At 62.7% G+C, this 24,407-nt stretch carries 19 protein-coding genes; 10 read left to right on the forward strand and 9 right to left on the reverse strand.

The window, feature by feature from the left end; all coding sequences use genetic code 11:
• Positions 1-243: 243 nt before the first annotated feature.
• From BLT42_RS06445 to BLT42_RS06460, 4 genes are read left to right on the forward strand one after another with little or no spacing between them, the layout of a single operon-like run.
• The gene (locus BLT42_RS06445) at positions 244-2,040 is read left to right on the forward strand and encodes an FAD-dependent oxidoreductase (protein WP_091768619.1); all 1,797 of its coding nucleotides are present in this window, start codon (positions 244-246) and stop codon (positions 2,038-2,040) included.
• The gene (locus BLT42_RS06450; RefSeq protein WP_091768622.1) at positions 2,037-3,866 is read left to right on the forward strand and encodes a 2-oxoacid:acceptor oxidoreductase subunit alpha; all 1,830 of its coding nucleotides are present in this window, start codon (positions 2,037-2,039) and stop codon (positions 3,864-3,866) included. The genes BLT42_RS06445 and BLT42_RS06450 overlap by 4 nt, the downstream gene beginning before the upstream one ends.
• 1 nt (position 3,867) lies before the next feature.
• On the forward strand, positions 3,868-4,920 hold the full coding sequence (locus BLT42_RS06455) for a 2-oxoacid:ferredoxin oxidoreductase subunit beta (protein WP_091768625.1): 1,053 nt from the start codon (positions 3,868-3,870) through the stop codon (positions 4,918-4,920).
• An 11-nt stretch (positions 4,921-4,931) separates the two neighbouring features.
• Positions 4,932-5,297 (forward strand): hypothetical protein, encoded by a 366-nt coding sequence (locus tag BLT42_RS06460; protein WP_143024067.1) that lies wholly within the window; start codon positions 4,932-4,934, stop codon positions 5,295-5,297.
• Between the two features lie 960 nt (positions 5,298-6,257).
• Here BLT42_RS06460 and BLT42_RS06465 read toward each other — a convergent pair.
• Both BLT42_RS06465 and BLT42_RS06470 read right to left on the reverse strand, forming a co-directional pair.
• Entirely contained in the window at positions 6,258-6,893 is a 636-nt protein-coding gene (locus BLT42_RS06465; RefSeq protein ID WP_091768629.1) for a peroxiredoxin, read from the reverse strand.
• A 156-nt stretch (positions 6,894-7,049) separates the two neighbouring features.
• Positions 7,050-7,949, reverse strand: coding sequence for a LysR family transcriptional regulator (locus tag BLT42_RS06470; protein ID WP_091768631.1), 900 nt, complete (start codon positions 7,947-7,949; stop codon positions 7,050-7,052).
• A 118-nt stretch (positions 7,950-8,067) separates the two neighbouring features.
• On the opposite strand from BLT42_RS06470, the gene BLT42_RS06475 reads away from it, so the two are divergent.
• Positions 8,068-8,715: a class I SAM-dependent methyltransferase gene (locus tag BLT42_RS06475; protein ID WP_091768634.1), complete on the forward strand. Its 648-nt coding sequence runs from the start codon at positions 8,068-8,070 to the stop codon at positions 8,713-8,715.
• Between the two features lie 75 nt (positions 8,716-8,790).
• Positions 8,791-10,707 (forward strand): ABC transporter transmembrane domain-containing protein, encoded by a 1,917-nt coding sequence (locus BLT42_RS06480; protein WP_091768636.1) that lies wholly within the window; start codon positions 8,791-8,793, stop codon positions 10,705-10,707.
• Here the strand turns inward: BLT42_RS06480 and BLT42_RS06485 are convergent.
• Genes BLT42_RS06485 through BLT42_RS06510 form a run of 6 tightly spaced genes read right to left on the reverse strand, consistent with a single transcriptional unit; the run spans position 10,704 to position 18,249 of the window.
• Positions 10,704-12,374, reverse strand: a complete 1,671-nt coding sequence (locus BLT42_RS06485; protein ID WP_091768639.1) for a formate--tetrahydrofolate ligase — start codon at positions 12,372-12,374, stop codon at positions 10,704-10,706. The two genes, BLT42_RS06480 and BLT42_RS06485, sit on opposite strands and share 4 nt — an antisense overlap.
• Positions 12,375-12,399: 25 nt before the next feature.
• Positions 12,400-12,615 (reverse strand): formate dehydrogenase subunit delta, encoded by a 216-nt coding sequence (locus BLT42_RS06490; RefSeq protein WP_091768643.1) that lies wholly within the window; start codon positions 12,613-12,615, stop codon positions 12,400-12,402.
• The gene (fdhD, locus tag BLT42_RS06495; protein ID WP_233342357.1) at positions 12,608-13,405 is read right to left on the reverse strand and encodes a formate dehydrogenase accessory sulfurtransferase FdhD; all 798 of its coding nucleotides are present in this window, start codon (positions 13,403-13,405) and stop codon (positions 12,608-12,610) included. Before fdhD ends, BLT42_RS06490 begins: the two co-directional genes overlap by 8 nt.
• A 9-nt stretch (positions 13,406-13,414) precedes the next feature.
• Entirely contained in the window at positions 13,415-16,252 is a 2,838-nt protein-coding gene (gene fdhF / locus BLT42_RS06500) for a formate dehydrogenase subunit alpha (protein WP_091768646.1), read from the reverse strand.
• Between the two features lie 4 nt (positions 16,253-16,256).
• The gene (locus tag BLT42_RS06505) at positions 16,257-17,822 is read right to left on the reverse strand and encodes a formate dehydrogenase beta subunit (RefSeq protein ID WP_091768649.1); all 1,566 of its coding nucleotides are present in this window, start codon (positions 17,820-17,822) and stop codon (positions 16,257-16,259) included.
• Positions 17,815-18,249, reverse strand: coding sequence for an NADH-quinone oxidoreductase subunit NuoE family protein (locus tag BLT42_RS06510; RefSeq protein WP_233342358.1), 435 nt, complete (start codon positions 18,247-18,249; stop codon positions 17,815-17,817). The genes BLT42_RS06505 and BLT42_RS06510 overlap by 8 nt, the downstream gene beginning before the upstream one ends.
• A gap of 631 nt (positions 18,250-18,880) precedes the next feature.
• On the opposite strand from BLT42_RS06510, the gene BLT42_RS06515 reads away from it, so the two are divergent.
• Complete coding sequence (locus BLT42_RS06515) at positions 18,881-19,525, forward strand: helix-turn-helix domain-containing protein (RefSeq protein ID WP_176780282.1); 645 nt, start codon at positions 18,881-18,883, stop codon at positions 19,523-19,525.
• A 71-nt stretch (positions 19,526-19,596) separates the two neighbouring features.
• Here BLT42_RS06515 and BLT42_RS06520 read toward each other — a convergent pair whose 3' ends face one another.
• Positions 19,597-21,288 carry a M28 family metallopeptidase gene (locus BLT42_RS06520; protein ID WP_091768659.1) on the reverse strand — a complete coding sequence of 564 codons (1,692 nt, stop codon included), beginning with the start codon at positions 21,286-21,288 and terminating at the stop codon, positions 19,597-19,599.
• A 197-nt stretch (positions 21,289-21,485) separates the two neighbouring features.
• On the opposite strand from BLT42_RS06520, the gene BLT42_RS06525 reads away from it, so the two are divergent.
• From BLT42_RS06525 to BLT42_RS06535, 3 genes are all read left to right on the forward strand, one after another.
• Positions 21,486-23,204 (forward strand): spinster family MFS transporter, encoded by a 1,719-nt coding sequence (locus tag BLT42_RS06525; RefSeq protein WP_091768662.1) that lies wholly within the window; start codon positions 21,486-21,488, stop codon positions 23,202-23,204.
• Positions 23,204-24,073, forward strand: coding sequence for an alpha/beta fold hydrolase (locus BLT42_RS06530; protein WP_091768665.1), 870 nt, complete (start codon positions 23,204-23,206; stop codon positions 24,071-24,073). The genes BLT42_RS06525 and BLT42_RS06530 overlap by 1 nt, the downstream gene beginning before the upstream one ends.
• 73 nt (positions 24,074-24,146) lie before the next feature.
• Positions 24,147-24,407, forward strand: a 261-nt coding sequence (locus BLT42_RS06535) for an IS5 family transposase (protein WP_143024068.1), incomplete at its 3' end; no start/stop codon positions are given.

Genomic DNA, 24,407 nt, shown 5'->3' on the forward strand with positions numbered 1-24,407 from the left:
GGCCTTGTGGTCACCCGCCCCCTGGGTCAGGCGCAAGGCCGCGGTCAGTGACAACGGGTCATGACCCCATTGCCTGCGAACGCGTCGCAGCCGCATACATACTGCGCTTGGCAGGGCCGTTTTCGGGCGAAACTGCTTGACCCCAATAGCTAAGACAATGTGAGAATGTCTCCCAATAAGGGGTGGATGCCAGACATCGGGCCTCAGTCATGAACGGGGCGATGCCCCGGGGGGAAGCTCGCAATGAAGCCGACCAATACCGGCGATCCCGACTATTTCCACAAGGTTGTTGATTGCCAATGGGCCTGTCCGGCCCATACGCCGGTCCCGGAGTATATCCGGTTGATTGCCCAGGGGGAGTTTACCGAGGCCTATATGGTCAATCGGCGCTCCAATGTGTTTCCCGGCATTCTCGGCCGTGTCTGTGACCGGCCGTGTGAACCGGCCTGCCGCCGCGGCCGCGTCGAGGAAGAGCCGGTCGCGATCTGCCGCCTCAAGCGCGTCGCTGCCGACCATCGCGACGAGGTCTCGCATCTGGTGCCGCAAAAACCGGCCCATACCAATGGCAGGAAGATCGCGCTGATCGGAGCGGGCCCCGCCTCGCTGACCGTCGCCAATGATCTGGCGCCACTGGGTTATGAGTGCACGATATTCGAAGCCATGCACCGCCCCGGCGGGCTGATGATTTCCAACATCCCCTCCTTCCGCCTGCCGGAAGAAGTGCTCGATGAAGAGATCGGCTATATCCTCAATATGGGCGTCGATCTGAAGCTCAATCACCGTATCGAGAGCATGAAGGCCATGCTCGAGGCGGATTATGACGCCATCTTCATCGGCTCCGGCGCACCCAAGGGCAAGGACCTCAAGATCGAGGGCCGCGAGGAGGCCGACGCCAATATCCATATCGGGATCGACTGGCTGGAAAGTGTCGCTTTCGAGCATATCGAGAAGATCGGCAAAAAGGTTCTCATCATCGGCGTCGGCAATACGGCAATGGATTGCTGCCGCTCCTCGCTGCGGCTCGGGGCCGACGACGTCAAGGTGATGGCGCGCAAGCCGCGCGAATTCTTCAAGGCCTCGCCCTGGGAGCTGGAAGACGCCGAGGACGAGAATGTCGAAATCCTCGTCAATCACTCGCCCAAGCGTTTCGTGACCGAGAATGGCAAGCTCGTCGGCATGGAATTCGAGCTGATGGAGTATGATCTTGATGCGCGCGGCAATATCACCGCAACGCGCAATACCGGCACCACCATCATCCCTTGCGACGACGTCATCCTGGCAATCGGCCAGGAAAACGCCTTCCCCTGGATCGAGCGCGATATCGGTCTGGAGTTTGACAAATGGGGCGTGCCCATTGTCGACACCACCACTTATCAATCCACCATTCCCGGCGTCTTCTTCGGCGGTGACAGTGCCTTTGGCCCCAAGAATATCATCTGGGCCGTCGAGCATGGCCACCAGGCGGCGATCTCGATCCACAAGCATTGCGAGAAGACGGATCTGGCGGCCCGCATGCCGCGCGGCGTCAATCTCCAATCGGCCAAGATGGGCGTCAATGAGTGGATGTATTCCAATGATTACGAGCGTGGCCAGCGCGGCGTGATGCCGCTGGTCGAGCTCAAGGCGCGGCTCGGCAATCGCAAGATCGAAGTGGAAATGGGCTACACCGCCGAGCAGATCCACACCGAGGTGCAACGCTGTCTCAATTGCGATGTCCAGACCGTGTTCGATCCGCCCCTGTGCAAGGAGTGCGATGCCTGTATCGATATCTGCCCGGTCGACTGTCTCTCCATCGTCGAGAATGGCGATGAGGGCGAGCTGCGCACCCGTCTCAAGGCGCCGGCGGACAATCTCGACCAGGCGCTTTATGTCTCCGCGCCGTTGAAGGATACCGGCCGCGTGATGGTCAAGGACGAGGACCTCTGCCTGCATTGCGGCCTGTGCGCCGAGCGCTGCCCGACGGCCGCCTGGGACATGCAGGACGGCGACATCCTCATCCCGCATGTCGATGACGAAGCGCGACGGGTGGCGGCAGAATGAAGGACATCGTGGACACCATGGCGGATCTCCGCATCAATGATTTTGTCATCAAGATTGGCAATGTGAACGGCACCGGTTCGGCCAGCGCCAATGGCCTCTTGATGAAGGCGATCTTCCGCATGGGCGTGCCTGTGGTCGGCAAGAATCTGTTTCCATCCAACATCCAGGGTCTGCCGACCTGGTTCGAGATTCGCGTCACCAAGGACGCGTATATGGCGCGCTCGGGCGCGGCCGATCTCGTCGTTGCGATGAATGCCGAGACCTATAAGCGCGATCTCGCCGAAGTCTCGCCGGGCGGCTTTCTGCTCTATGACGACACCTGGCCGCGCCCCGAACTGCATGCGCGCACCGATATCACCGCGATCGGCGTGCCGCTGGCGCGCCTGTGCAATGCCAAATTCGACAATGCCCGCACCCGCGTGCTGATGAAGAATATGGCCTATGTCGGCGCGGTTGCCGGTCTGACCGGGATTGATGTGTCCATCATCAAGGCCATGGTCGAGGAAATGTTCGGCTCCAAGCCCAAGCTGATCGATGCCAATATGACGGCGATCAATCTCGGCCTGGATTATGTCCGGCAGACCTATCCCGAGCCTCTGCCGCTGCGCGTGCAGGCGATGGATGCCACCCGGGGCAATGTCCTGATCGACGGCAATACGGCCGCCGCGCTGGGCTGTGTCTATGCCGGTGCGACCTTTGGCGCCTGGTATCCGATCACGCCGTCGACCTCGCTGATGGATGGCTATAAATCCTTCTGCGAGAAATTCCGCGTCGATCCCGAGACCGGCGAGAAGAAATTCTGCATCATCCAGGCCGAGGACGAGCTGGCCTCGATCGGCATGGCTGTCGGTGCCGGCTGGAACGGCGCCCGCGCCTTCACGCCGACCTCCGGGCCCGGCATTTCGCTGATGAGCGAGTTTATCGGCTTTGCCTATTATTCCGAAGTTCCGGTGGTGTTGTTCAACGTCCAGCGCGCCGGGCCTTCAACCGGCCTGCCGACGCGCACCCAGCAGTGCGACCTCACCCTGTGTGCCTATGCCAGCCATGGCGATACCAAGCATATCATGCTGTTTCCGGCCAATCCGGCGGAATGCTTCGAGATGGCGGTGCAGTCCTTTGACATTGCCGAGCGCTTCCAGACGCCGGTCTTCTTCATGACCGATCTCGATATCGGCATGAATGACTGGATGATCCCCGAACTGGAATGGGATGACAGTTATCAGCCCGACCGCGGCAAGATCCTGAGCGCGGCCGAGCTGGAAGAATTGCCGAAATACTATCGCTATGAAGACCGCGATGGCGACAATATCCCCTATCGCACCGTGCCCGGTGTGCATCCGAAAGGCGCCTATTTCACGCGCGGTTCGGGGCATAACTGGAAGGGCGGCTATACCGAGGATGCGGCCGAGTACAAGGAAGTGCTCGACCGGCTGACCCGCAAATGGGAAGACTCCGCCGATGCGGTTCCCGGCCCGGTCATCATCGAGGCGAGCAAGCCGACCAATCGCGCCATCATCTCGCTGGGCGGCTGTGACGGCGCCGTGCGCGAGGCGCTCGACCGTCTCGCCGAACGCGGCATTGAACTCAACTACATGCGGGTGCGCGGCTTCCCCTTCTCCGCCGAGGTCGAGGCCTTCATGGACAGTCATGACGAGATTTTCGTCGTCGAGCAGAACCGTGATGCCCAGCTGCGCGGCCTGCTGATCAACGAGACTGCGGTCGACAAGACCAAGCTCATCCCCGTGCTTGATTATGCCGGCATGGCCGCCAATCCCGCTTTCATCATCGAGGGCGTCACCGCACACCTCGTGGCCGAGGAGGCCTGACATGACCTCAATGTCCAAACCCCTGATCGACAAGCATCTGCCGCGCAACAAGCTGAACCTGACGGTGCGCGATTATGAAGGCTCGATGTCGACCCTGTGTGCCGGTTGTGGCCATGACAGCGTCACCGCCGCCCTGGTCCAGGCCTTCTGGCAACTCGATCTGCCGCCGCACAGCGCCGCCAAGATCTCCGGCATTGGATGTTCGTCCAAGACCACAGCCTATTTCATGGGCCAGTCCCACGGCATCAATTGCGTCCATGGCCGGATGCCTTCGGTTGCGACCGGGGCCAATGCGGTCAATGGCGACCTCCACTATATCGGCATCTCCGGCGATGGAGACAGTCTCTCCATTGGCTTCGGCCAGTTCGCCCACGCGATCCGCCGCAATCTCAACATGCTCTATGTGCTGGAAAACAACGGCGTCTACGGCCTCACCAAAGGCCAGTTCTCGGCCTCGGCCGATATCGGCACCAAGTCCAAGAAGGGCATCGCCAACGAGCAATCGCCGATCGACCCCTGCGTCCAGGCCCTGACGCTTGGCGCCGGCTTCGTCGCGCGCGCCTTTTCCGGCGACAAGTCCCAGCTGGTGCCGCTGATCCAGGCCGGCCTGATGCACAAGGGCTTCGCCCTGATCGACGTCATCTCGCCCTGCGTCACCTTCAATGACCATGCCGGCTCGACCAAAAGCTATGCCCACACCTTCAAATACTACCACCCGCTGGTCCACACCGATTTCGTCGCCCATCACGAGGAAATCACCGCCGACACCAGCGAGGGCGGCGCCATCACCGTCACCATGCATGATGGCGGCATCCTCAAACTGCGCAAAACCGACGACGACTACGACCCGCGCGACCGCGCCCAGGCCATCGAGACGCTATTGCTCGGCGACCGCTCCGGCGAAATCCGCACCGGCCTGCTCTATGTGAATGAAGACATGGCCGACATGCACGCCGCCAATCATCTGCCGAAGACACCGCTGAATGCGCTGCCGTATGAGGCGTTGACGCCGGGGCGGGCGGCGTTGGCGAAATTGCAGGGGCGGTGGAAGTAGGGGGGGTGTCAGTGTCGAGCGCGACGTCGATCTCGGTCCAGCTATTGGGTCTCGCGACCGTGATGGTAATGATCTACATCTTGGCGCTCAATTTTGTCATCGGAGAAGACCTGTCAATCGGGAAAATTGCGCTGCTGGCGCTTTTCGTGTTTGCCGACATATCGATTTCCTGGGCTCTGCTGTGGCTCACCAAAAGTTGGCGCAAAGTCCTGCCGTATTGTCTGTTGGTGGCGATGGTTCTCGCCGTGTCAGTGACCCTCGCGCTGGCCCTGGTTCTCGGGATGAATTTGGCATTCCTACATGTCACATTTTCGGTTCTTCCGGTTGTGGCGGCGGCGCAACTTATGATCCGGCTCGGAATGGCATGGATGGTGTGACGGCGCTCCGGACGCCTTCTTTCGTAACACATTTCCAAATCAGTCTTTGTCAGAGTGAAGAGGTAGTGTGTTGCGGGCGCAGAAAGTCTGCCTCCCGCCAACACCACCCCAAAAACCTCTTGCCTGCGAGTGGGCCAGCCGGGCTCAACGGCGTCAAGGCCGCCTCCGGCGCCGCTTCGCGGGCATGCGCCTTGACGCCGTTGAGCCCGGCTGGCGAAATCTCGGCATGAGGTCTATGGCGGGGACCGGGCGCCGCCGCCCGTCTTGCACGTGAGGGTGTTTCGGCGTTCCGCATTTCCCAAATCACCAAACCTCTTCCCCCGGACATGCCTGCACCCGCGCATGCGGGTGTTCCGGGGCCTACCAGAGCCTGGAGAGTACTCGCCGCCCTCCGGTCGGCCCCGGAATTCGCTGCGCTCCTCCGGGGGAAAATGGTGTGTTGGTTGGAGGCGGGAAGTTTCAATCACGACGGGCACGGGCACGGGCACGGGCACGGGCTCGCGCTCAACTAATCCACCCCCGGCCAGCCAGCGCTATAATCGGGCGAATTTCGCTCTTTGACATGGTTGGCTTCGTGAGAATATCCGTGCAGCCGGAACCCGGCGCCCGGACCGGTTTCCCCCCTGCAGAATTCCAAAGACCACATTCCCCAGGACGAGTTCCGGGGATGAAAATCGTCCGGCAACAGGAAATGATGAACGGGATAGCGCAAAGCTCCGCCATGGCAGACCCTGCCATTCCATGACAGGCTCTGTCATCCCGAAAAGCGCCAAAATCGATAGGCCGCACGCAGCTGGGCGCTCCGCGATGGCAGAGTGACAGACTGGCAGACAAGGAATTTGATTAGTGCCGGTGGAGCGGAAGACGGCGCGTTCGGCGGTCAATTCCGGTCGTTTATGGCATAAGTATAATCAGGCACCGGGGCGGAGGTCTCAGACCGCCACCCCGGCTTGTGCGTGATCAGCCCTTGGGGATGTCGGTCAGGCGCAGATAGGGGCGCACTGTGGTCCAGCCCTGGGGGAAGATGTCCTTGGCGGCATCATCATTGATCGAAGGCGGGATGATGACTTGGTCGCCCGGTGTCCAGTCGGCCGGGGTGGCGATCTTGTATTTGTCACCGGTCTGCAGCGCGTCGATGACCCGCAGGATCTCATCGAAATTGCGGCCAACGCTCATCGGATAGGTCATCATCAGGCGGATTTTCTTGGCCGGATCGATGATGAAGACCGAACGCACGGCGGCCGTGGTGCTCTCGCCGGGATGGATCATGTCAAAGGTCTGGGCGACCTTGTGATCGGCGTCGGCGACAATCGGGAATTGCAGATCGGTGTGCTGGGTGTCGTTGACGTCATCAATCCATTTGACGTGTTCGGCGACAGTGTCGGTCGACAGGCCCAGCGGTTTGGTATTGCGCTTCTTGAACTCATCGGCGAGCTGGGAGGTGCGGCCCATTTCGGTGGTGCAGACCGGGGTGAAATCGGCGGGATGGCTGAAGAAGAAGACCCAGCTATCGCCGGCCCATTCATGCAGGCTGATTTCGCCCTTGGTGGTGGCAATGGTAAAATCGGGGGCGGTATCGCCAATCCTGAGTGACATGTCTGTCTCCTGTGCGGGCGCCAATGGTTTGGCGGCGGGTGAATTTGCCGGCTCAGCGCCTCATGCCGCTGGCCATGATCTCTAGATAGGGTTGGGGGCCGGACTTATCAAATTGATTGTGCCCGCCACACCGGTAATCGGGCAATTTCGCGTGGATTATGCAGGTTCTGGTCGGGCCAGTTCCTGCGCCAGGAGATCGAAAACCAGCCGGATCCGGCGGCTGGTATGCAATTCGCGGTGAGTGACCAGCCAGACCGGGACCTCGATCACCGGCAGGCCTGGCAGCACACGCTCGAGGCCCGGATTGAGAGCCGCGAATTCTTCGGTCAGGACGCCGATACCCAGCCCGTTGCGGATCAGTTCGTTCATCACCGGACCGCTGGCGGTATGGAGTTTGAAATTGCGCTCGGTGAGTGGCAGGCCGATCCCCTGGAGGGCGGCGAGGAAGCGCTCATCGCGGTCAAAGCCGATAAAGTCATAGCGGGCGAGGTCAGCAGCGGATTTCGGGCGGCCATGGCGGTCGAGGAAGTCCGGGCTGGCATAAAGACAGGCGCGGGTCTGGCACAGCAGCCGGCCGATCAGCTCACCCTGTTCCGGGCGGGCATGGCGGATCGAAATATCGGCCTCGCGCCGGGTCAGGTCGCGGACATCATTGGAGGCGATGATGTCGAGTTCGATCTCCGGTGCCAGTTGCCGCAGCTTGAGCAGGACTGGCGGCAGGACATGCATCGCCATGGAGTCGGTGGCGGTGAGGGTGACGCGGCCGGCGATCTGCGAGGACTGGCCGGACGCCGTCAGCGAAATGCGGGTCGCCGCCTCGGCCATGGCCCGCACCGGCTCAAGCAGGGCGCGGCCCGGCTCCGTCAGCACCATGGCGCGATGGCCGCGCTCGAACAGGGTGATGCCGAGCGCGTCCTCGAGGGCGGAAATCTGGCGGCTCAGGGTTGGCTGGGTCTGGCCCAGCGCACGGGCGGCAGCCGAAAACGACCCTTCCTCAACGGTAGCGAGAAAGGCGCGGATCTGATTCCAGTCGAAGGCAATGGCGGGCCAGTTCATCGATTTACGTATACCAGAGCCGCAGTATTCGACAATATACCTTCTGTTTTTGTATGGGTAAACAGGTTGCTCAAAGGATCCGACCATACCGTTCCGGCGGCTTCAGAGAGGAAATTCCATGCCCACCGATGCAAGCAAACCGGACAATGACCGGCGTTTCTGGGACCGTCTGGCGCAGAAATATGCCACTGACCCGATCAGCGATGAGGCGGCCTATCAGAAAAAGCTCGAGATCACGCGTCAGCATTTCACGCCGGACTCGGACGTGCTCGAATTTGGCTGTGGCACCGGCATGACGGCGGTCAGCCATGCGCCCCATGTCAAACATATCCACGCCACCGACCTGTCCGGCGAAATGCTGGAGATTGCCCGGGGCCGCGCGGTTGAGGCCGGGGTCGGGAATATCAGTTTTGAACGCGTTGGCTTCGAGGATATCGATGCGGCGACCGGGCGTTTCGACGTCGTGCTCGGACTGAGCATTCTGCACTTGCTGGAGGACCGCGATGCCGCGATTGCCCGCGTCCATTCCCTGCTCAAGCCGGGGGGCGTGTTTATCTCCAGCACCGCCTGTCTGGGCGAGAAAATGTGGTTTTTCAGTCTGATCGCACCGATCGGACGCGCCTTGGGCCTGTTGCCTATGCTGCGCGTCTTCACCCAGGTCCAGCTGGCGGAGAGCCTGCGTCAGGCCGGATTTGAGCTTGAGCATCAATGGCGCCCGGACAAGGCGGTCGCGGTTTTCATCGTCGCCCGCAAGCCGGCCAACTGATCCCGCACGGTATCGCCCGGTGCAAGCGCGCGCCGAACATCCTATATGCAGGAACCAGATTGATACGCCCCCGCCATGACCCCGGAGATCCCCTTGGCCGAGACATCGCAAACCGCCGAACATCGCGCCGATACCGACCGGGGCTCCAGCTTTGCTTCCGAGCTTGAGCGCGATGCGGCGCATCGGGAAAAGGCCCGCAGTGCCCAGCCATTGCGCCGCCTTCTGCCCTATGTGCTTGCCTATCCTGGCCTGCTCGCCGCCTTCACCCTGTTTCTCGTCCTCGCCTCGACCCTCACTCTGATCCTGCCCGGCGCCTTTCGCCTCGTCGTCGATTGCGGTTTTGCCGGCGCCTCGGATTCGGCGATCTGCGGCGCCTTCTCGATTGGCGACGGCCTGTCGGCCTATTTCCTCGCCGGGATTGCCGTCGCTGCCCTGCTCGGCCTGGCCAGCGCCATGCGCTTCTATTTCATCAGCCGGCTCGGTGAACGCGTCGTCGCTGACCTGCGCCGCAATGTGTTCGATCACCTGCTATCCCTGAGCCCCACCTTCTACGCCAGCACGCGCACCGGCGAAGTGCTCTCGCGCCTGACTACGGACACGACGCTGATCCAGACCGTGGTCGGCTCCTCGGTCTCCGTTGCCTTGCGCACTGTGGCGACCACGACCGGGGCGCTGATCCTGATGGTGGTGGTCAACTGGCAGCTGGCCCTGATGGTGCTCGCCCTCGGGCCGGTCATCCTCGGACCGATCATGCTGTTTGGCCGCCGAGTACAGCGCCTGTCGCGCTCCAGCCAGGACAATCTCGCCGATGCCTCGGCCCGCGCCAGCGAAAGCCTGCAGGCGATCGAGACCGTCCAGGCCTTCACCCGTGAGCCGGAGGAACGCAGCCGCTTTGCCGACGCCGTCGAGACCACGTTCAAGGTCTCGCTTGCCCGCATCGAGGTCCGTGCCTGGATGACGGCGATCATCTTCACGGTGATCCTGTCGGGCCTGATCGCGGTCTTGTGGTTTGGTGCCGTCCAGGTCCAGGCCGGCAGCATCACGCCCGGCGCGATGACCCAGTTTGTGATGTATGCCTTCGTCGCCGTTTCGGGCGTCGGCATGCTCACCGAGACCTATACCGAAGTGATGCGGGCCGCCGGTGCGACCGAGCGCCTGATGGAATTGCTCGCGGCCAAACCCGATATCGATGTGCCGGAAATGCCGGAGCATTTCGCGACACCGGTACGCGGGGAGATCGCGTTCGACAATGTCTCCTTCGCCTATCCGACGCGCCCCGACGCGCTGGCGCTTGAGGGGATCAGCCTGAAGGTGGAACCGGGCCAGACCGTGGCCTTGGTCGGCCCATCGGGGGCCGGCAAGAGCACCATGTTCCAGCTCCTGCTGCGGCTTTATGATCCGGCCTCCGGCCAGTTGAATGTCGACGGTATTGATATCAGCCGGCTCGATCCGACCGAGCTGCGCAATGCGCTCTCCATCGTGCAACAGAATGCGCCGCTGTTTGGCGGCAGCGTTGCCGACAATATCCGCTTCGGCCGCGCCGGGGCCTCGCTCGAGGATGTGATCGAAGCCGCCAAGGCGGCCAATGCCGACGAGTTCATTATGGCCCTGCCGGAGGGCTACCAGACCCAACTCGGCGAAAACGCGCGCACGCTCTCAGGTGGCCAGCGCCAGCGCCTGGCGATTGCCCGGGCGATCCTGCGCGATGCGCCGATCCTGTTGCTGGACGAGGCCACGAGTGCGCTGGATTCCGAAAGCGAGGCGGTGATCCAGACCGCGTTCGAGACCCTGTCGCGCAACCGCACCACGCTGGTCATCGCCCACCGTCTGGCGACCGTGCGCAAGGCCGATTTCATCGTCGTCCTCGAGGGTGGCCGTATTGTCGACCAGGGCACGCACACCGAATTGCTCGCCCGTGGCGGTCTCTATGCACGCTATATCGAGTTGCAGTTCACCGCCCCGGACGAGGATGCGGTCAGCGCTTCCGTCTAGAAAAGGCCGACCACATTGCCCGCCTCATCCAGCCCGATATTCTCGGCCGAGGGTATCCGCGGCAGGCCGGGCATGGTCATGATCTGACCGCAGATCACGACAATGAAGCCGGCACCGGCTGCGAGGCGGACTTCGCGGATTTCCAGTGTGTGGCCATCGGGCGCCCCGCGCCGTTCCGGATCCGTGGTGAAGCTGTATTGTGTCTTGGCCATGCAGACCGGCAAATTCCCGAAACCGGCCGCCTCCCAGGCGCTCAACTGGGCGCGCACCGCCGGGTCTGCACTCACGCCATCGGCCCGGTAGATCTCGCGCGCAATGGTCTCGACTTTTTCCCAGAGCGGCAAATCGTCCGGATAGAGTGGTTTGAAACGGTCGCTGCCGCCCTCGACCATTTCGACCAGCTTGGCCGCCAGATCCTCCGCCCCGGCACCGCCATCGGCCCAGTGCCGGCAGATAATGGCCTCACGTCCCAGGCCCGCGACATAGGATTTGACGGCCGCGATCTCGGCCTCGGTATCACCGGTGAAGTGATTGATCGCGACAATGGCGGGCACGCCGAATTTGGCGAGGTTTTCGATATGGCGGCCCAGATTGTCACAACCGGCCGTTACCGCCGCGACATTCTCCCCGGCCAGATCCGCCTTCGCGACGCCGCCATTCATCTTGAGCGCCCGGATCGTCGCGACGAGCACGACGGCCTTCGGCTTCAAACCGGCCTTGCGGCACTTGATATCGAAGAATTTCTCGGCCCCCAGATCGGCGCCGAAGCCGGCTTCCGTGACGACATAGTCAGCCAGCTTGAGCGCCGACTTTGTCGCGATCACGGAATTGCAGCCATGGGCAATATTGGCGAAGGGCCCGCCATGAATAAAGGCGGGGTTATTCTCCAGGGTCTGGACGAGATTGGGCTGCATTGCGGTCTTCAGCAGCACCGTCATCGCCCCGTCCGCCTTGATGTCGCGGCAGGTGATGGGGCTCTTGTCGCGGCGATAGGCGACGATGATATCGCCGAGCCGGCGCTGCAGGTCTTCCAGATCGGTCGCCAGGCAGAGGATTGCCATCACTTCTGAGGCGACGGTGATGTCGAAACCGGATTCGCCCGGGAAGCCGTTGGTGACGCCGCCGAGTGAGGTGGTGATCTGGCGCAGGGCGCGATCATTCATGTCCACAACACGGCGCCAGACGATGCGGCGCTGGTCGATCTCCAGCGCATTGCCCCAGTAGACATGGTTCTCGATCATCGCCGAGAGCAGATTGTGCGCCGAGGTGATGGCGTGGAAATCGCCGGTGAAGTGGAGATTGATGTCTTCCATCGGCACGACCTGGGCATGACCGCCACCGGCGGCGCCGCCCTTCATTCCGAAACAGGGGCCCAGCGAAGGTTCGCGGATGCAGATCGCGGCCTTCTTGCCGATCCGGTTCAGGGCATCGCCAAGCCCGACCGTGGTGGTGGTCTTGCCTTCGCCCGCCGGAGTCGGATTGATCGCGGTGACCAGGATGAGATGCCCGTCCGGCTTGTCCGCCAGACTGGCGAGGAAGGGCGCCGTCAGCTTGGCCTTGTCGGTGCCGTACTGGGCAATGGCATCGGCGGGAATGCCGAGCCGGGCGGCGACCTCGGTGATGGGCTGCAGGGTTGCGGCACGGGCGATTTCAATATCGGTGGTCATCAGGGCAATCCGATCCAGTCTGGTGTCAGCTGAGGGCGATGAGTCGCGTGATCGCGGCAGTAAGGGTCGGGCTGAGCCCGGCATCGGGGGTTTGCGAGAGAGCGATCAGGCGATCACGCATGCTCGGATCCCAGAATTTCCGGATGTGGACGGCCACACCCTCGATCGCCTCGGCCTCGGTGTAGGGCGCATAGAAGTCGGCAATCTGGCGGGCCATCCGGATGAGATTGGCATCATTCATCGGCAGGCTCCGGGCTGAAGAAGACGATGGCGCCGTCAGGGCCGGCCGCCGCAATCGGCAGAGCGAGCTGGCTGGCCAGGTCGAGGGCGAGGCCGGTCGGGGCTGACTGGGCCGCGAGCAGGGCGGCGCGCATTCGCGCCGCCTTGAAGACAAGTTCGAAACTGCAGCGACTGCTCATCACGACAAAGCCGGCATCATCAGGCTCGCCGCCGCGCAGGCGGGCGCCGGCCAGCTTGTCGAGGGCGTTATGGCGGCCAACATCCTCACGGACGAGGCTAATCTCGCCATCCAGGCGGCACCAGGCGGCGGCGTGAACGCTGCGGGTTTCGCGGTTGAGATGCTGGTGATCGGGCAGGGCGTCGAGTGCGGCGCGGATGGCCTTCGCGTCGATTGTCGGGCCGGGCAGCAGGGCAGCTGGCGGCGCGTGCAGATCGGCGAGCTGTTCGACACCGCACAGGCCGCAACCGGTGCGGCCATCCAGCGCGCGGCGATGTATCCGGTCATTGCGCAGCAGATCCGGTGGGATGCGGATATCGGCCGTGAAGCCTTCGGGCCATTGGCGGATTTCGACGGCCTCGATATCGCGCCCGCTGGCCACGGCGCCTTCGGTCAGGGCCAGTCCGATGGCGAGATCTTCGATATCGGCCGGGCTCGCCATCATCACGGTCCAGGCGGTACCGTTGAAACCGATCTCGACGGGGACTTCTTCGGCAATGCCCCAGTCACGCGAACCCGCGGCCAGGGAATAGACAGTCGCGCGCCGGCTGACAGGAGTGGGGGAGCTCACCACGCGACAGACCTATTCCGCAGCCGGCATGATGCGCGCAGCACGGCCAGCGCGGCGCTCGCGTTCGGCCTGCCAGTCTGACGGCATGTTGGAGGGCGAGACCTGCACCGCCGTCACCTTGTATTCCGGGCAGCTGGTGGCCCAGTCTGACAGCTCGGTGGTGACGACGTTGGCACCTGTCTCCGGGTGATGGAACGTGGTGTAGACAATGCCCGGAGGCACCCGGTCGGTGATCGTGGCGCGCACCGTGATCGCGCCCTTGCGGCTCGACAGCGAGACCATATCGCCATCCGCAACGCCGCGCATTTGCGCATCGGCCGGATGGATTTCGAGCAAATCCTCGTCATGCCAGCTCGAATTGGCCGTACGCCGCGTCTGGGCACCAACATTATACTGGCTGAGGATGCGGCCGGTCGTCAGCAGGAGCGGGAAATGCCGGTTGGAGCGTTCCTCGGTCGGCACGTATTGGGTCATCATGAAATGACCCTTGCCGCGGACAAAACTGCCGACATGCATCACCGGCGTACCATCGGGCGCGGCGTCATTGCAGGGCCATTGCAGCGATGGGCCATTGTCGAGCCGGTCGAAGCTGACGCCAGCGAAGGTTGGCGTCAGGGTGGCGATCTCATCCATGATTTCGGCCGCATTATTGTACTGCATGGGAAAGCCCATGGCGGTGGAGAGGCGGCACACCGTCTCCCATTCCGACAAGCCCTGTTTTTCCGGCATGGCCGGGCGGACGCGATTGATACGGCGCTCGGCATTGATGAAGGTGCCGTCCTTTTCCAGGAAGGAGGTGCCGGGCAGGAAGACATGGGCATAGGCCGCCGTTTCATTGACGAAAAGGTCCTGCACGATGACGCAATCCATCGCCCGCAGGGCGGCCAGCACATGGTGGCTGTCGGGATCGGACTGGGCGATATCCTCGCCCTGGACATAGAGGCCGCGGAATGAGCCATCGAGCGCTGCGGAGAACATGTTGGGGATGCGCAGGCCCGGTTCGGCGAGCAGTTCGCGGCCCCAGGACTGTTCGAAGGCACCGCGCACAATGTCGTCAGAGACATGTCGATAGCCCGGGAATTCATGCGGAAAGGAGCCCATATCGCAGGAACCCTGGACATTGTTCTGACCGCGCAGCGGGCTGATGCCGACGCCCTCGCGCCCGAAATTGCCGGTCGCCATCGCCAGATTGGCCATGCCCATCACCATGGACGAGCCCTGGGAATGTTCGGTCACGCCCAGTCCGTAATAGATCGCGCTATTGCCGCCAGTGGCATAGAGCCGGGCCGCATCGCGCAAGTCCTGCGCCGGCACGCCGCTGACGGCCTCGACGGCTTCGGGTGAATTGCTGGCATCGCTGATGAATTCGGCCCAGCGGCGAAAACTCTCATCCTCACAGCGCTCGGCAATAAAGGCCTCATCGACCAGGCCTTCAGTGACGATGACATGGGCGAGCGCATTGATAACGGCGACATTGGTGCCGGGACGTAGCTGGAGATGATGGGCCGCAGCGACATGCGGCGAGCGCACCAGATCAATCCGGCGCGGATCGATCACGATCAGCCGGGCACCGGAACGCAGCCGCCGTTTCATACGCGAGGCAAAGACCGGGTGCGCATCGGTTGGATTGGCACCGATCACCAGAATGACATCGGCCTGTTCGACCGATTTGAAGTCCTGGGTCCCCGCCGAAGTGCCCAGCGTGACGCTCAGCCCGTAGCCGGTCGGCGAATGGCAAACGCGGGCGCAGGTGTCGACATTATTATTGCCGAAGGCCGCGCGGACCATTTTCTGGACGACATAAACCTCTTCATTGGTGCAGCGTGAGGAGGTGATGCCGCCGATCGCGCCGGTGCCGTGTTCCTTCTGGATGCGGCGCAGGCGGGTGGCGGCGAAGTCGATGGCCTCATCCCAGCTGCATTCGCGCCAGGGATCGGTGATGTTGTCGCGCACCATTGGCGAGAGCATGCGCTCCTGGTGCGTGGCATAGCCCCAGGCGAAACGTCCCTTGACGCAGGAATGGCCTTCATTGGCCCCGCCATCCCGGTCCGGCGTCATGCGGACGACTTCATCGCCCTGCAATTCGGCGATGAAGGAACAGCCGACGCCGCAATAGGCACAGGTGGTTTTCACTTCACGCCGCGGCTGGCCGTGCTCGACGACGGTCTTCTCCATCAGCGTCGCGGTCGGACAGGCCTGGACACAGGCGCCGCAGGAGACGCATTCGCTGTCGAAGAAGTTTTCGCCCAGGCTGGCGGTGACCTTGGAATCGAAGCCGCGGCCCTCGATCGTCAGGGCCAGCGTGCCCTGGACTTCGTCGCAGGCCCGCACGCAGCGCGAACAGACAATGCATTTCGAACCGTCAAACTGGAAATAGGGATTGGAGGCATCCACGCCTTCATCGAGATGGTTCTCGCCATCAAAGCCATAGCGCACTTCGCGCAGACCCACTTCGCCGGCCGTGTCCTGCAGCTCGCAATCACCATTGGCCGAGCAGGTCAGGCAATCGAGCGGATGGTCGGAGATGTAAAGCTCCATGATGCCGCGGCGCAGGGCTTCCAGGCGCGGCGACTGGGTGGTGACTTTCAGGCCCTCGGCGACCGGCGTGGTGCAGGAGGCCGGCGTGCCCTTGCGGCCCTCGATCTCGACAAGACACATGCGACAGGAGCCGAAGGGCTGCAGGCTGTCGGTGGCACAGAGCTTGGGAATGCGCGCCTCGGTCTGGGCTGCGGCCCTCATGATCGAAGTGCCGGCCGGAACGGACACTTGTCTGCCGTCGATCTCGAGGCTGACGCTCGGTTCGCCAGTCTGGGCCGGGGTTCCGAAATCTGATGCTTTGCGGCTACCCATGGCGCTATCCTACCACCGTTTCATCGACCTGTAGCGGCTCGGATTTGAAGTCCTCGCGGAAATGGCGGATCGCGCTCATCACCGGCATCGGCGTCAGCCCGCCCATGGCGCAGAGCGAGCCGTCAGTAAGCACGGTGCAGAGCTCCTCCACCAGGGCGAGATTGGCCTCGACATCCTCCCCGCGCCGTACTTTGGCCAGGGTTTCGGCGCCGCGGACTGAGCCAATCCGGCAAGGCGTGCATTTGCCGCAACTTTCCTCGGCGCAGAATTCCATCGCGAACTCCGCCTGGCGCGCCATGTCGACAGTGTCGTCAAACACGACAATCCCGCCATGGCCGAGCATGGCACCGGCCGCGGCGAAAGCCTCGTACTCCAGCGGCAGATCGAGCATGGAGGCCGGCAGATAGGCGCCGAGCGGACCGCCGACCTGGACGGCGCGGATCGGCCGTCCCGTAAGCGTGCCGCCGCCATGGGTCTCGATCAGCTCGCGCAGGGAAAGCCCGAAGGGCGCTTCGAACAGGCCGCCACGCTTGACATTGCCGGCCAGCTGAAACGCCTGGGTGCCGCGCGAACGCTCATTGCCCAGCGCCTGATAGGCGGCGGCGCCATGGGCGAGGATATCGGGCACGCTGGCCAGGGTGAGGACATTATTGACGATGGTCGGCTTGCCGAACAGGCCGGAAATGGCCGGGATGGGCGGCTTGACCCGCACCTGGCCGCGCTTGCCCTCAAGGCTTTCGAGCATGGCGCTCTCTTCGCCGCAAACATAGGAGCCTGCGCCGCGGCGCAAGGTGAGATGGAAGCGCTTGCCGGAGCCAAGAATATCATCGCCAAGCCAGCCCCGCTCTTCCCAGGCGGCAATGGCAGCGCGCATCGTCGCGATGGCATCGGGATATTCCGAGCGCAGATAGATGAAGCCCTGCGTCGCACCGACCGCGAGGCCGGCGATGACCATACCCTCGATCAACAGGCCGGGATCGCCCTCGATCAGCATCCGGTCGGCGAAGGTGCCGCTATCGCCTTCATCGGCATTGCAGCAGATATATTTCTGGTCGGCGGGCGCCTCGGCGGCGGTTTTCCATTTGATCCCGGCCGGGAAGCCTGCGCCGCCGCGGCCACGCAGGCCGGAGGCGGTGACGGCTTCGATCGTGTCGGTGGCGCTCTGCGCGATCGCGACCCGCAAGCCGGCAAGTCCGCCCATCCGCTCGAACCCGTCCAGATCGAGCGGGTCGATAACGCCGCAGCGGCGGTAGAGCAGCCGGGTCTGGGCCTGCATCCAGCTCATCGCCTCGACGGGGCCGAGCGCGAGTGGGTGGTCATCGGCGAAATCCTGCTCGAACAAGGTTTCGACATCGTCTGGCCCGAGCGGTCCGAAGCCATGGCGGACGCCATCGCGCTCGATCTCCATCAAGGGCTCCAGCCAGAGCATGCCGCGTGAACCGGTACGGACCAGGTCGAGGGTGGTGCCGTGCTGCTGAGCGAGTTGCTGCAGGCGTTGGGCGACCGCATCGGCCCCGACCGAACGGGCCGCAGCATCGCGTGACAGGAAAAGGGTAAGGGACTCAGTCATCTTGACCACTCCCGGCGCTGGCGGCGGCAAGGCGGTCAGGGGTTGCCCGTCCGACCAGGCGCTCACCGATCAGTGCGGCGGGACCGAGGGCGCAATTGCCCAGGCAATAGACCGCCTCATGCGGCGTCCCGGCACGATCCAGCTCGGCGGCAAGCTGGTCGGCTCCGACCGCCTGACAGGCCTCGGCCCGGCACAGCCGGATCCGCTGCGGCGCACGCGGCGTCGTCGAGAAGTCGGCGTAGAAACTGCGCACGCCCTGGATTTCGGCTCGGGAGATATTGAGGCTTCCGGCGATAATCCGGGCGGCTTCATCGCTGACGCACGCGTGTGCTCGCTGGACATCATGCAGAATTTCGATCAGGGCGTCGGCCCGGTGACCATACCGCGCGCAGACTTGTTCAATCGTTTCCCGGTTCGTCTTCGACAAGCCCATCTCCCCCTGCGTGAACACGTCTATGCCGGCGTCAACAGGTGGCCGGAAAATCACTCACACCCGCTCATCAACGCGCTCTGTTGGCCGGCGTCTGCCAAGGCATGATACGCCGTGCTGACTGGCCGACCGTCCCGAGCAGGAGCGGTCCTTGCGCAGACCATACTGGCTCTGTCGCGTGCGGTACAGACCGGGCTTGATGGGGGGCGAGCCTACCGGGTTGTGTTGGGCGGTCTGATTTCATGCAGTGCCGAGGCGCAACCAGATGTTTCGACGTCATGGCTCTGAAAGGATAGGGGGATTTGGGTCTGCAGCCACCCTGCTGTCGACTCGAACCGGTAAGGCAGGGTGCCGATCGGTCAAATTTTGCGGCGGAAGCCAGCGGGATTCTTTGACGCGATGGGCGAAACCGTTGAAAGTGCAGCTGAGGGTATTGCGTCAGCCTGATTGCGACACTTCGCGAAGGCCCGGCCAGGATGATCTGGCGGCATTTTCACGAAGACGCGCGCGCAAGCTGGGGTGAGCTCCGTGTCGACTCGCGTATTGCCATTTGATGTGCCCGGCTTCGGGGTGTCGAAGGTGGGAGCTTGGAATATCACAACGGGAAACAAGCCCTAGGGGGGCCCAATTGGTACAGGACATTAATCTCAGCGGGTCTTCCAGCAAGGTGAACTGGCCGTCGATCATCCGCAATTTCCGGATGTCGAAGCGTCTGAAACAGGCGGCGCTCGCGGCCGATCTCGGGGTCACACAGGCCATGATCTCGCGCTGGGAGAATGGTGAATCGGATCCGCCTGACCGGGTCAAACGCCGCATGGCGGAGCTGGTGCAGGACGCTTTCGTCGTAGCGCCGGCCCCGACCTGGATCGATCTCGTCACGCTCAACCCGGGTATCGAATTCGTCACCGATTCAATGGGTGTGTTCAAAGCGGTCTCCGCCGGCGCGCTTGAATTATTCGGTGTCTCCCGCGAGGCAGTTGAAGGCCGACCGGCGGATCGTTTCCTGGGGGGTGATTTTGCCCAGACTCTGGAGACATTGCGCAACAAGGGTATGTTCCGCAGCGATCTGGTGTTTGCCCAGAGCCTCGGGCGTGTCGAGCTCACGAATGGTGCGGCGCCGCGTACGGTGCTGTGCGATTTCATTCATTGGCCCCGTATCTCCGAGGTGCGTGCGGTGTTCTGCGTCCATTCCGGCGCGGTGCTCGATGAAGAAAAGTATCAGCGTCGCCTCGACCAGCGCGGCCAGAAGATCGTAACCCGTCAGACATTCTGATTTTGCCATAACGGCGCACAAAAAAAGGGCGACCCTCGGGGTCGCCCTTTTTGCCGTTCTGGCGATGCTGTCTACGGTGTGCGCTGCGCGTCGCGCAGGGCGCGGAACTCATTGCCGTCATACCAGTTTGGCCAGGCGTCTGAATTGGCCAGGCGGGCGCCGACATTGTAGAGCAGCGTCACATCCTCGACCATTCCATCCATCTGCCAGTCGGCCGAGTATTCGTCAGCCGGGCCGTGATAGCGGTTTGCGCCGTAATCAGCCGCGATGGCTTCACCAGCTTCGCGACCACCCTCGATCAGGTCAATCCCGCCATCGGCATACAACATTGGCAGGCCGTGCTTGGCGAGCGAGATATGGTCGGAGCGGTAGAAATAACCAGCTTCAGGACTTGGATCCGGAACAATATAGCGGTCCTGGGCGGCAGCCTCTTCGGTGAGGATGTCCTCCAGTTCGGACGCGCCATAGCCAACCACGATCACATCGCGTGAGCGGCCCTTCGGCATGATGGCGTCGATATTGATGCCGCCAACGGTCTGGCTGTAAGGCACGAGCGGATGCTCGCCATAATAGGCCGAACCCAGCAGGCCGGATTCCTCGGCTGTTACCGCAAGGATCATCACCGAACGCTCCGGCGGATTGGCGATAAAGGCCTGGCCGATCTCCAGAATGGCCGCGGTCCCGGAGGCATTGTCGACCGCACCGTTATAGATGCCGTCTTCGCCATCGGGCACGTCGCGGGTGCCGATATGGTCCCAATGCCCGGTATAGAGCACGTATTCTTCGGGCCGTTCGGTACCGGGAACGACACCGACGACATTGCGCGAATCCATCGTCCGCGTGCTGTTGTACAGCGTGCCGGCTGAACTCAGGCCGGTCATTGGAACGGCCGTAAAGCCCGGCTGTGCCGCGCTGGCGGTCAGTGTGTTGAAGTCGAGACCGGACAGTTCGAACAAATGCCGTGCGACATCCTCGGTGACCCAGCTTTCGACGCCGGCAAATGTGCCTTCACCCGGTTCGCGGGCGAGGGAGAGGCGGGAGCCAGACCAGGACCCGGTGATGACATTCCAGCCATAGGAGGCGGGCGCGGTCTGGTGGATCAGGATCACGGCTGCAGCACCCTGGCGGGCGGCCTCCTCGTATTTATAGGTCCAGCGGCCATAATAGGTCATGGCACTGCCATTGAAGATGCCGCCGTCCGGATTGGCGAAGCCTGGATCATTGATCAGCATCACCACGGTCCGGCCGGTCACGTCGACGCCGGCATAATCATCCCAGCCATATTCCGGGGCGACAACGCCATAGCCTACGAAAACCAGATCGCTGGCATCGACCGAGACTTCGGGCTGGTTGCGCTTGGTCCAGTAGACGACATCATCGCCCATTGCGAGGTCGAGCGGTTCACCATTGAAGAAGACGTCAAACGCGGAGCGCGCCGTGTCGAGGGTGATTTCCAGCAGCGAAACCGGCTGGAAATAGCTGCCCTGATTGCCGGGCTCGAGGCCGATGCGGGCCATCTCGTCGGCGATCCACTGACTGGCTGCAATGCCGCCGGGCGCGGCCGGTGCGCGACCTTCAAACCCGTCATCGGCGAGGGTTGAAATGCGGTAGCGCAAATCGGCTTCATTGATGTCTGCGGTCGTCGCCATGACGGCGGGTTCGAATGCCGCAGTGGTGGCCATCGTGGCGGTTTCGTCTGCAGGTTGGCTGCAGCCGGCGAGGGCCAGACCGCTGAGCGCAGCGGCAATAACCAGATTTCTCATCCCTATTTCCCCTTATTCGGTTGGGCTTCGTGGCAATTGTGTGGCACATCGGGAGGCGGAGCAAGACTCGCGCACGCTGCGGCCTGCAGAGGATTGAGGGAATTGGGGTTTGACCAAACATGAATGAGGGTTCAGGTTTGGCCTTAATCGAGATAGCCGGCACCTTGATGTGACCGGGCCATGTCAGGGGAGAGACAATGACGGATAGTCCAGCCGGGTCGAAAGCGGCCCCATTGCCGAGTGCGGGTTACAGCAAACTGGTCATGTTGCTCCTGTTTCTGGTCTACGCGTTCAATTTCCTCGACCGCCAGATTATTTCCATTCTGGCCATTCCCATCAAGGAAGACCTGGGCCTCACCGATGAGCAACTCGGTCTTCTCGGCGGCATCGCCTTCGCCTTGCTTTATTCAACGCTGGGCGTGCCGATCGCCTGGTTTGCCGACCGGTTCAACCGGACCTGGATCATGACCGGATCACTTGTGATCTGGAGTGGCTTCACAGCCTTGAGCGGTCTGGCGACCAATTTCATGCAGCTCTTCCTGACACGCGTCGGGGTCGGGATCGGCGAGGCTGGCGGCGTCGCCCCGGCCTACACGATCATCGCGGATTACCATCCACCCGAGAAACGCGCGCGGGCCTTGGCCATCTATTCGCTGGGGATCCCGGTCGGGAGTGCCTTTGGTGTTATCGCTGGGTCCCAGATCGCGGGTGGCGGGATATCCGACAGCCTCGACTGGCGCTCTGCCTTTATTATCGTCGGTCTGGCCGGCGTGTTTCTGGCGCCGGTCTTCAAACTTCTGGTGCGCGAGCCCCGGCGCGGCCAGTTTGACGGTGTTCCCGCCAAACGGCCGACGGCCCTTGAGACCGAGGCAGCCTATCCGCCCGCAAAGGCGCGCATCCTGTCGATTGCCGGTTCGGTCTTGTTTGCCCTGCCCAGCCTGTTGGCCATTTTCAGCATTACCGTCTTCGGCGGCGGCGCCAGCCAGTCCGTCGGGCTTCTGATCGCGGCCGCTGCGGTCGGGGCTGTTTGCGGCTGGCTCGCCGGCCAGTGGGTCAGTCGCTGTGCGCACTGGACCGTGCTCGCTCTGGGCGCCAGCGTCCTGATGCTGATCCCTGGTCTCGTGGCCTGGGGCGTCCCGGCCCTGATGACTGGCGAGGGCTTTGGTATGGGGGCGATTGCCTGGCTGATCGGGCGTGCCGTCGCCGGTGCCCTGATTGGTGTCTTCTTCGTCTTTTTCCGCGAGTTCATGAATCTGGCTCTCGAGAAGCCAAGCTTCTGGCTGATGATCATGGGCGCCTCGGCCTCCTCGATGATGGGCTATGGGGTCTTCTTCTGGCTTCCGTCATTCTTTGCTCGCAGTTTCCAGCTCTCCCTGACCGAAACAGGCTGGTTGTTCGGCGGCGTCCTTTTCTTCGCCGGCAGCCTCGGTATCGTTCTGGGCGGCGTGATGGGCGACTGGATCGGCAAGCGCAAACGGGCGGCCTTCGCCTTCGTGCCGGCCATCGCCTTCCTGATCTCCGCGCCGCTCTACTGGGCCGGGATCATGTCGCCATCGGCCACCCTCGCTGTGATCATCCTGTTTGTTCCGACTGCTTTGGGCCTGGCCTGGCTTGGGCCGGTCCTGTCGGCCTTCCAGCATCTTTTTCCGCCTCACCTGCGGACCAGCGGATCCTCGGTGTTCCTGCTCATCAACAACCTCCTCGGCATCGGCGGCGGCGTCTATGTGCTGGGCCGGTTGTCGACCATTCTGGAACCGACCTATGGCGATGGTTCATTGCGGATTTCCATCCTGATAGGATCCTGCCTGTATCTGGTGGCGGCAGTCTTCATGTTCTGGGCCTCGCGGCATCTGGCACGCGACTGGGTCGAGCATGTTGCGCCTGATCAGACGGATCGAGCAGTCGAGCCGGCCTGATGTCACAGGGGTATAGCGATCACTTCTTCACGACCGTCGACGGGCCACGACTGCACTATCGTGACTATGCGCCTGTCGGCGACCCCCGGGGCGTGCCGGTCCTTTGCCTGCATGGATTGACCCGGAATGTCCGCGACTTCGAAGAGCTTGCGCCGCGCCTGGCCATGCTGGGGCGGCGGGTTATCGTGGTGTCACAGCGCGGACGCGGGCGCTCCGACCCGGATCCTCAAGCGGAGCGTTACCAGCCGCTCACCTATGCGGTCGACATGGTCGGCCTGCTCGATGCGCTGAAGGTCGAGCGAGCCGTCTTTATTGGCACGTCGATGGGTGGTCTGATGACCATGCTGATCGCCGCCCAGCAACCAGAGCGCATCGCGGCGGCTATCATCAACGATATTGGTCCGGAAATCGCCGAGGCGGGGCTCAGCCGGATCAAGGCGAATGTGTCGGTGCGCGAACCGGTGACGAGCTGGGACGATGCGGCGGCGCGTTCGCGCGAATCCAATCTCGCGGCTTTCCCCAAGCGCTCGGATGATCGCGCGTTCTGGCTCGATTTTGCCCACAAGACCTGGATCGAGGCCGCGGAGCGGCGGATCGAACCGGATTACCACGCCCCGATTGTCGCACAGATTGACACCAGCGATGTGGCGCCGGATCTGTGGCCATTATGGGAACCGTTCAAGGCATTCCCGACCCTGCTTGTTCGTGGCGGGGTCAGTGATTTGCTGACCCCGGAAACCGTGGCCGAAATGAAGCGGCGCAAGGCTGATCTTGAGTATGTCGAAGTGCCTGATATCGGTCATGCGCCCTTTATGACCGAGCCGGAAGCCTGGGCTGCGATTGAGGCTTTCATGAAGCGCGTCGACTAGGGTCTGTACTCAATAAGGGGATTCCCGGATCGTTGATTGCGTGATTCACTTCTGCGCGAAGCAGGAGGAGATCATGGCACGTTATGATTTGAGCGATGAAGAGTGGGCGCTTGTCGGGCCGCTCTTGCCCAAGCCGGGCAAGGGCAAGCGGCGGGTGGACGATCGGCGGGTGGTGAACGCGATCTTCTATGTGCTGCGCACCGGGGCTCCGTGGCGCGACCTTCCCGGTCGGTACGGCCCTTACACAACGGTCTACAACCGGTTCAATCGCTGGGCCAAGCGAGGTATCTGGTTGAGGGTGTTCGAGGAATTGGCCCGGCGCTCGCCGCAGTCG

The organism is Maricaulis salignorans (assembly GCF_900103475.1).
In the GTDB taxonomy this organism is placed as follows: domain Bacteria; phylum Pseudomonadota; class Alphaproteobacteria; order Caulobacterales; family Maricaulaceae; genus Maricaulis; species Maricaulis salignorans.

Bases quoted from the DNA above. Each gene is read 5' to 3' on its own strand.
- BLT42_RS06445 (WP_091768619.1), top strand. From the start codon at position 244: ATGAAGCCGACCAATACCGGCGATCCCGACTATTTCCACAAGGTTGTT.
- BLT42_RS06450 (WP_091768622.1), top strand. From the start codon at position 2,037: ATGAAGGACATCGTGGACACCATGGCGGATCTCCGCATCAATGATTTT.
- BLT42_RS06455 (WP_091768625.1), top strand. From the start codon at position 3,868: ATGACCTCAATGTCCAAACCCCTGATCGACAAGCATCTGCCGCGCAAC.
- BLT42_RS06465 (WP_091768629.1), bottom strand. From the start codon at position 6,893: ATGTCACTCAGGATTGGCGATACCGCCCCCGATTTTACCATTGCCACC.
- BLT42_RS06470 (WP_091768631.1), bottom strand. From the start codon at position 7,949: ATGAACTGGCCCGCCATTGCCTTCGACTGGAATCAGATCCGCGCCTTT.
- BLT42_RS06475 (WP_091768634.1), top strand. From the start codon at position 8,068: ATGCCCACCGATGCAAGCAAACCGGACAATGACCGGCGTTTCTGGGAC.
- BLT42_RS06480 (WP_091768636.1), top strand. From the start codon at position 8,791: ATGACCCCGGAGATCCCCTTGGCCGAGACATCGCAAACCGCCGAACAT.
- BLT42_RS06485 (WP_091768639.1), bottom strand. From the start codon at position 12,374: ATGACCACCGATATTGAAATCGCCCGTGCCGCAACCCTGCAGCCCATC.
- BLT42_RS06490 (WP_091768643.1), bottom strand. From the start codon at position 12,615: ATGAATGATGCCAATCTCATCCGGATGGCCCGCCAGATTGCCGACTTC.
- fdhF (WP_091768646.1), bottom strand. From the start codon at position 16,252: ATGGGTAGCCGCAAAGCATCAGATTTCGGAACCCCGGCCCAGACTGGC.
- BLT42_RS06505 (WP_091768649.1), bottom strand. From the start codon at position 17,822: ATGACTGAGTCCCTTACCCTTTTCCTGTCACGCGATGCTGCGGCCCGT.
- BLT42_RS06520 (WP_091768659.1), bottom strand. From the start codon at position 21,288: ATGAGAAATCTGGTTATTGCCGCTGCGCTCAGCGGTCTGGCCCTCGCC.
- BLT42_RS06525 (WP_091768662.1), top strand. From the start codon at position 21,486: ATGACGGATAGTCCAGCCGGGTCGAAAGCGGCCCCATTGCCGAGTGCG.
- BLT42_RS06530 (WP_091768665.1), top strand. From the start codon at position 23,204: ATGTCACAGGGGTATAGCGATCACTTCTTCACGACCGTCGACGGGCCA.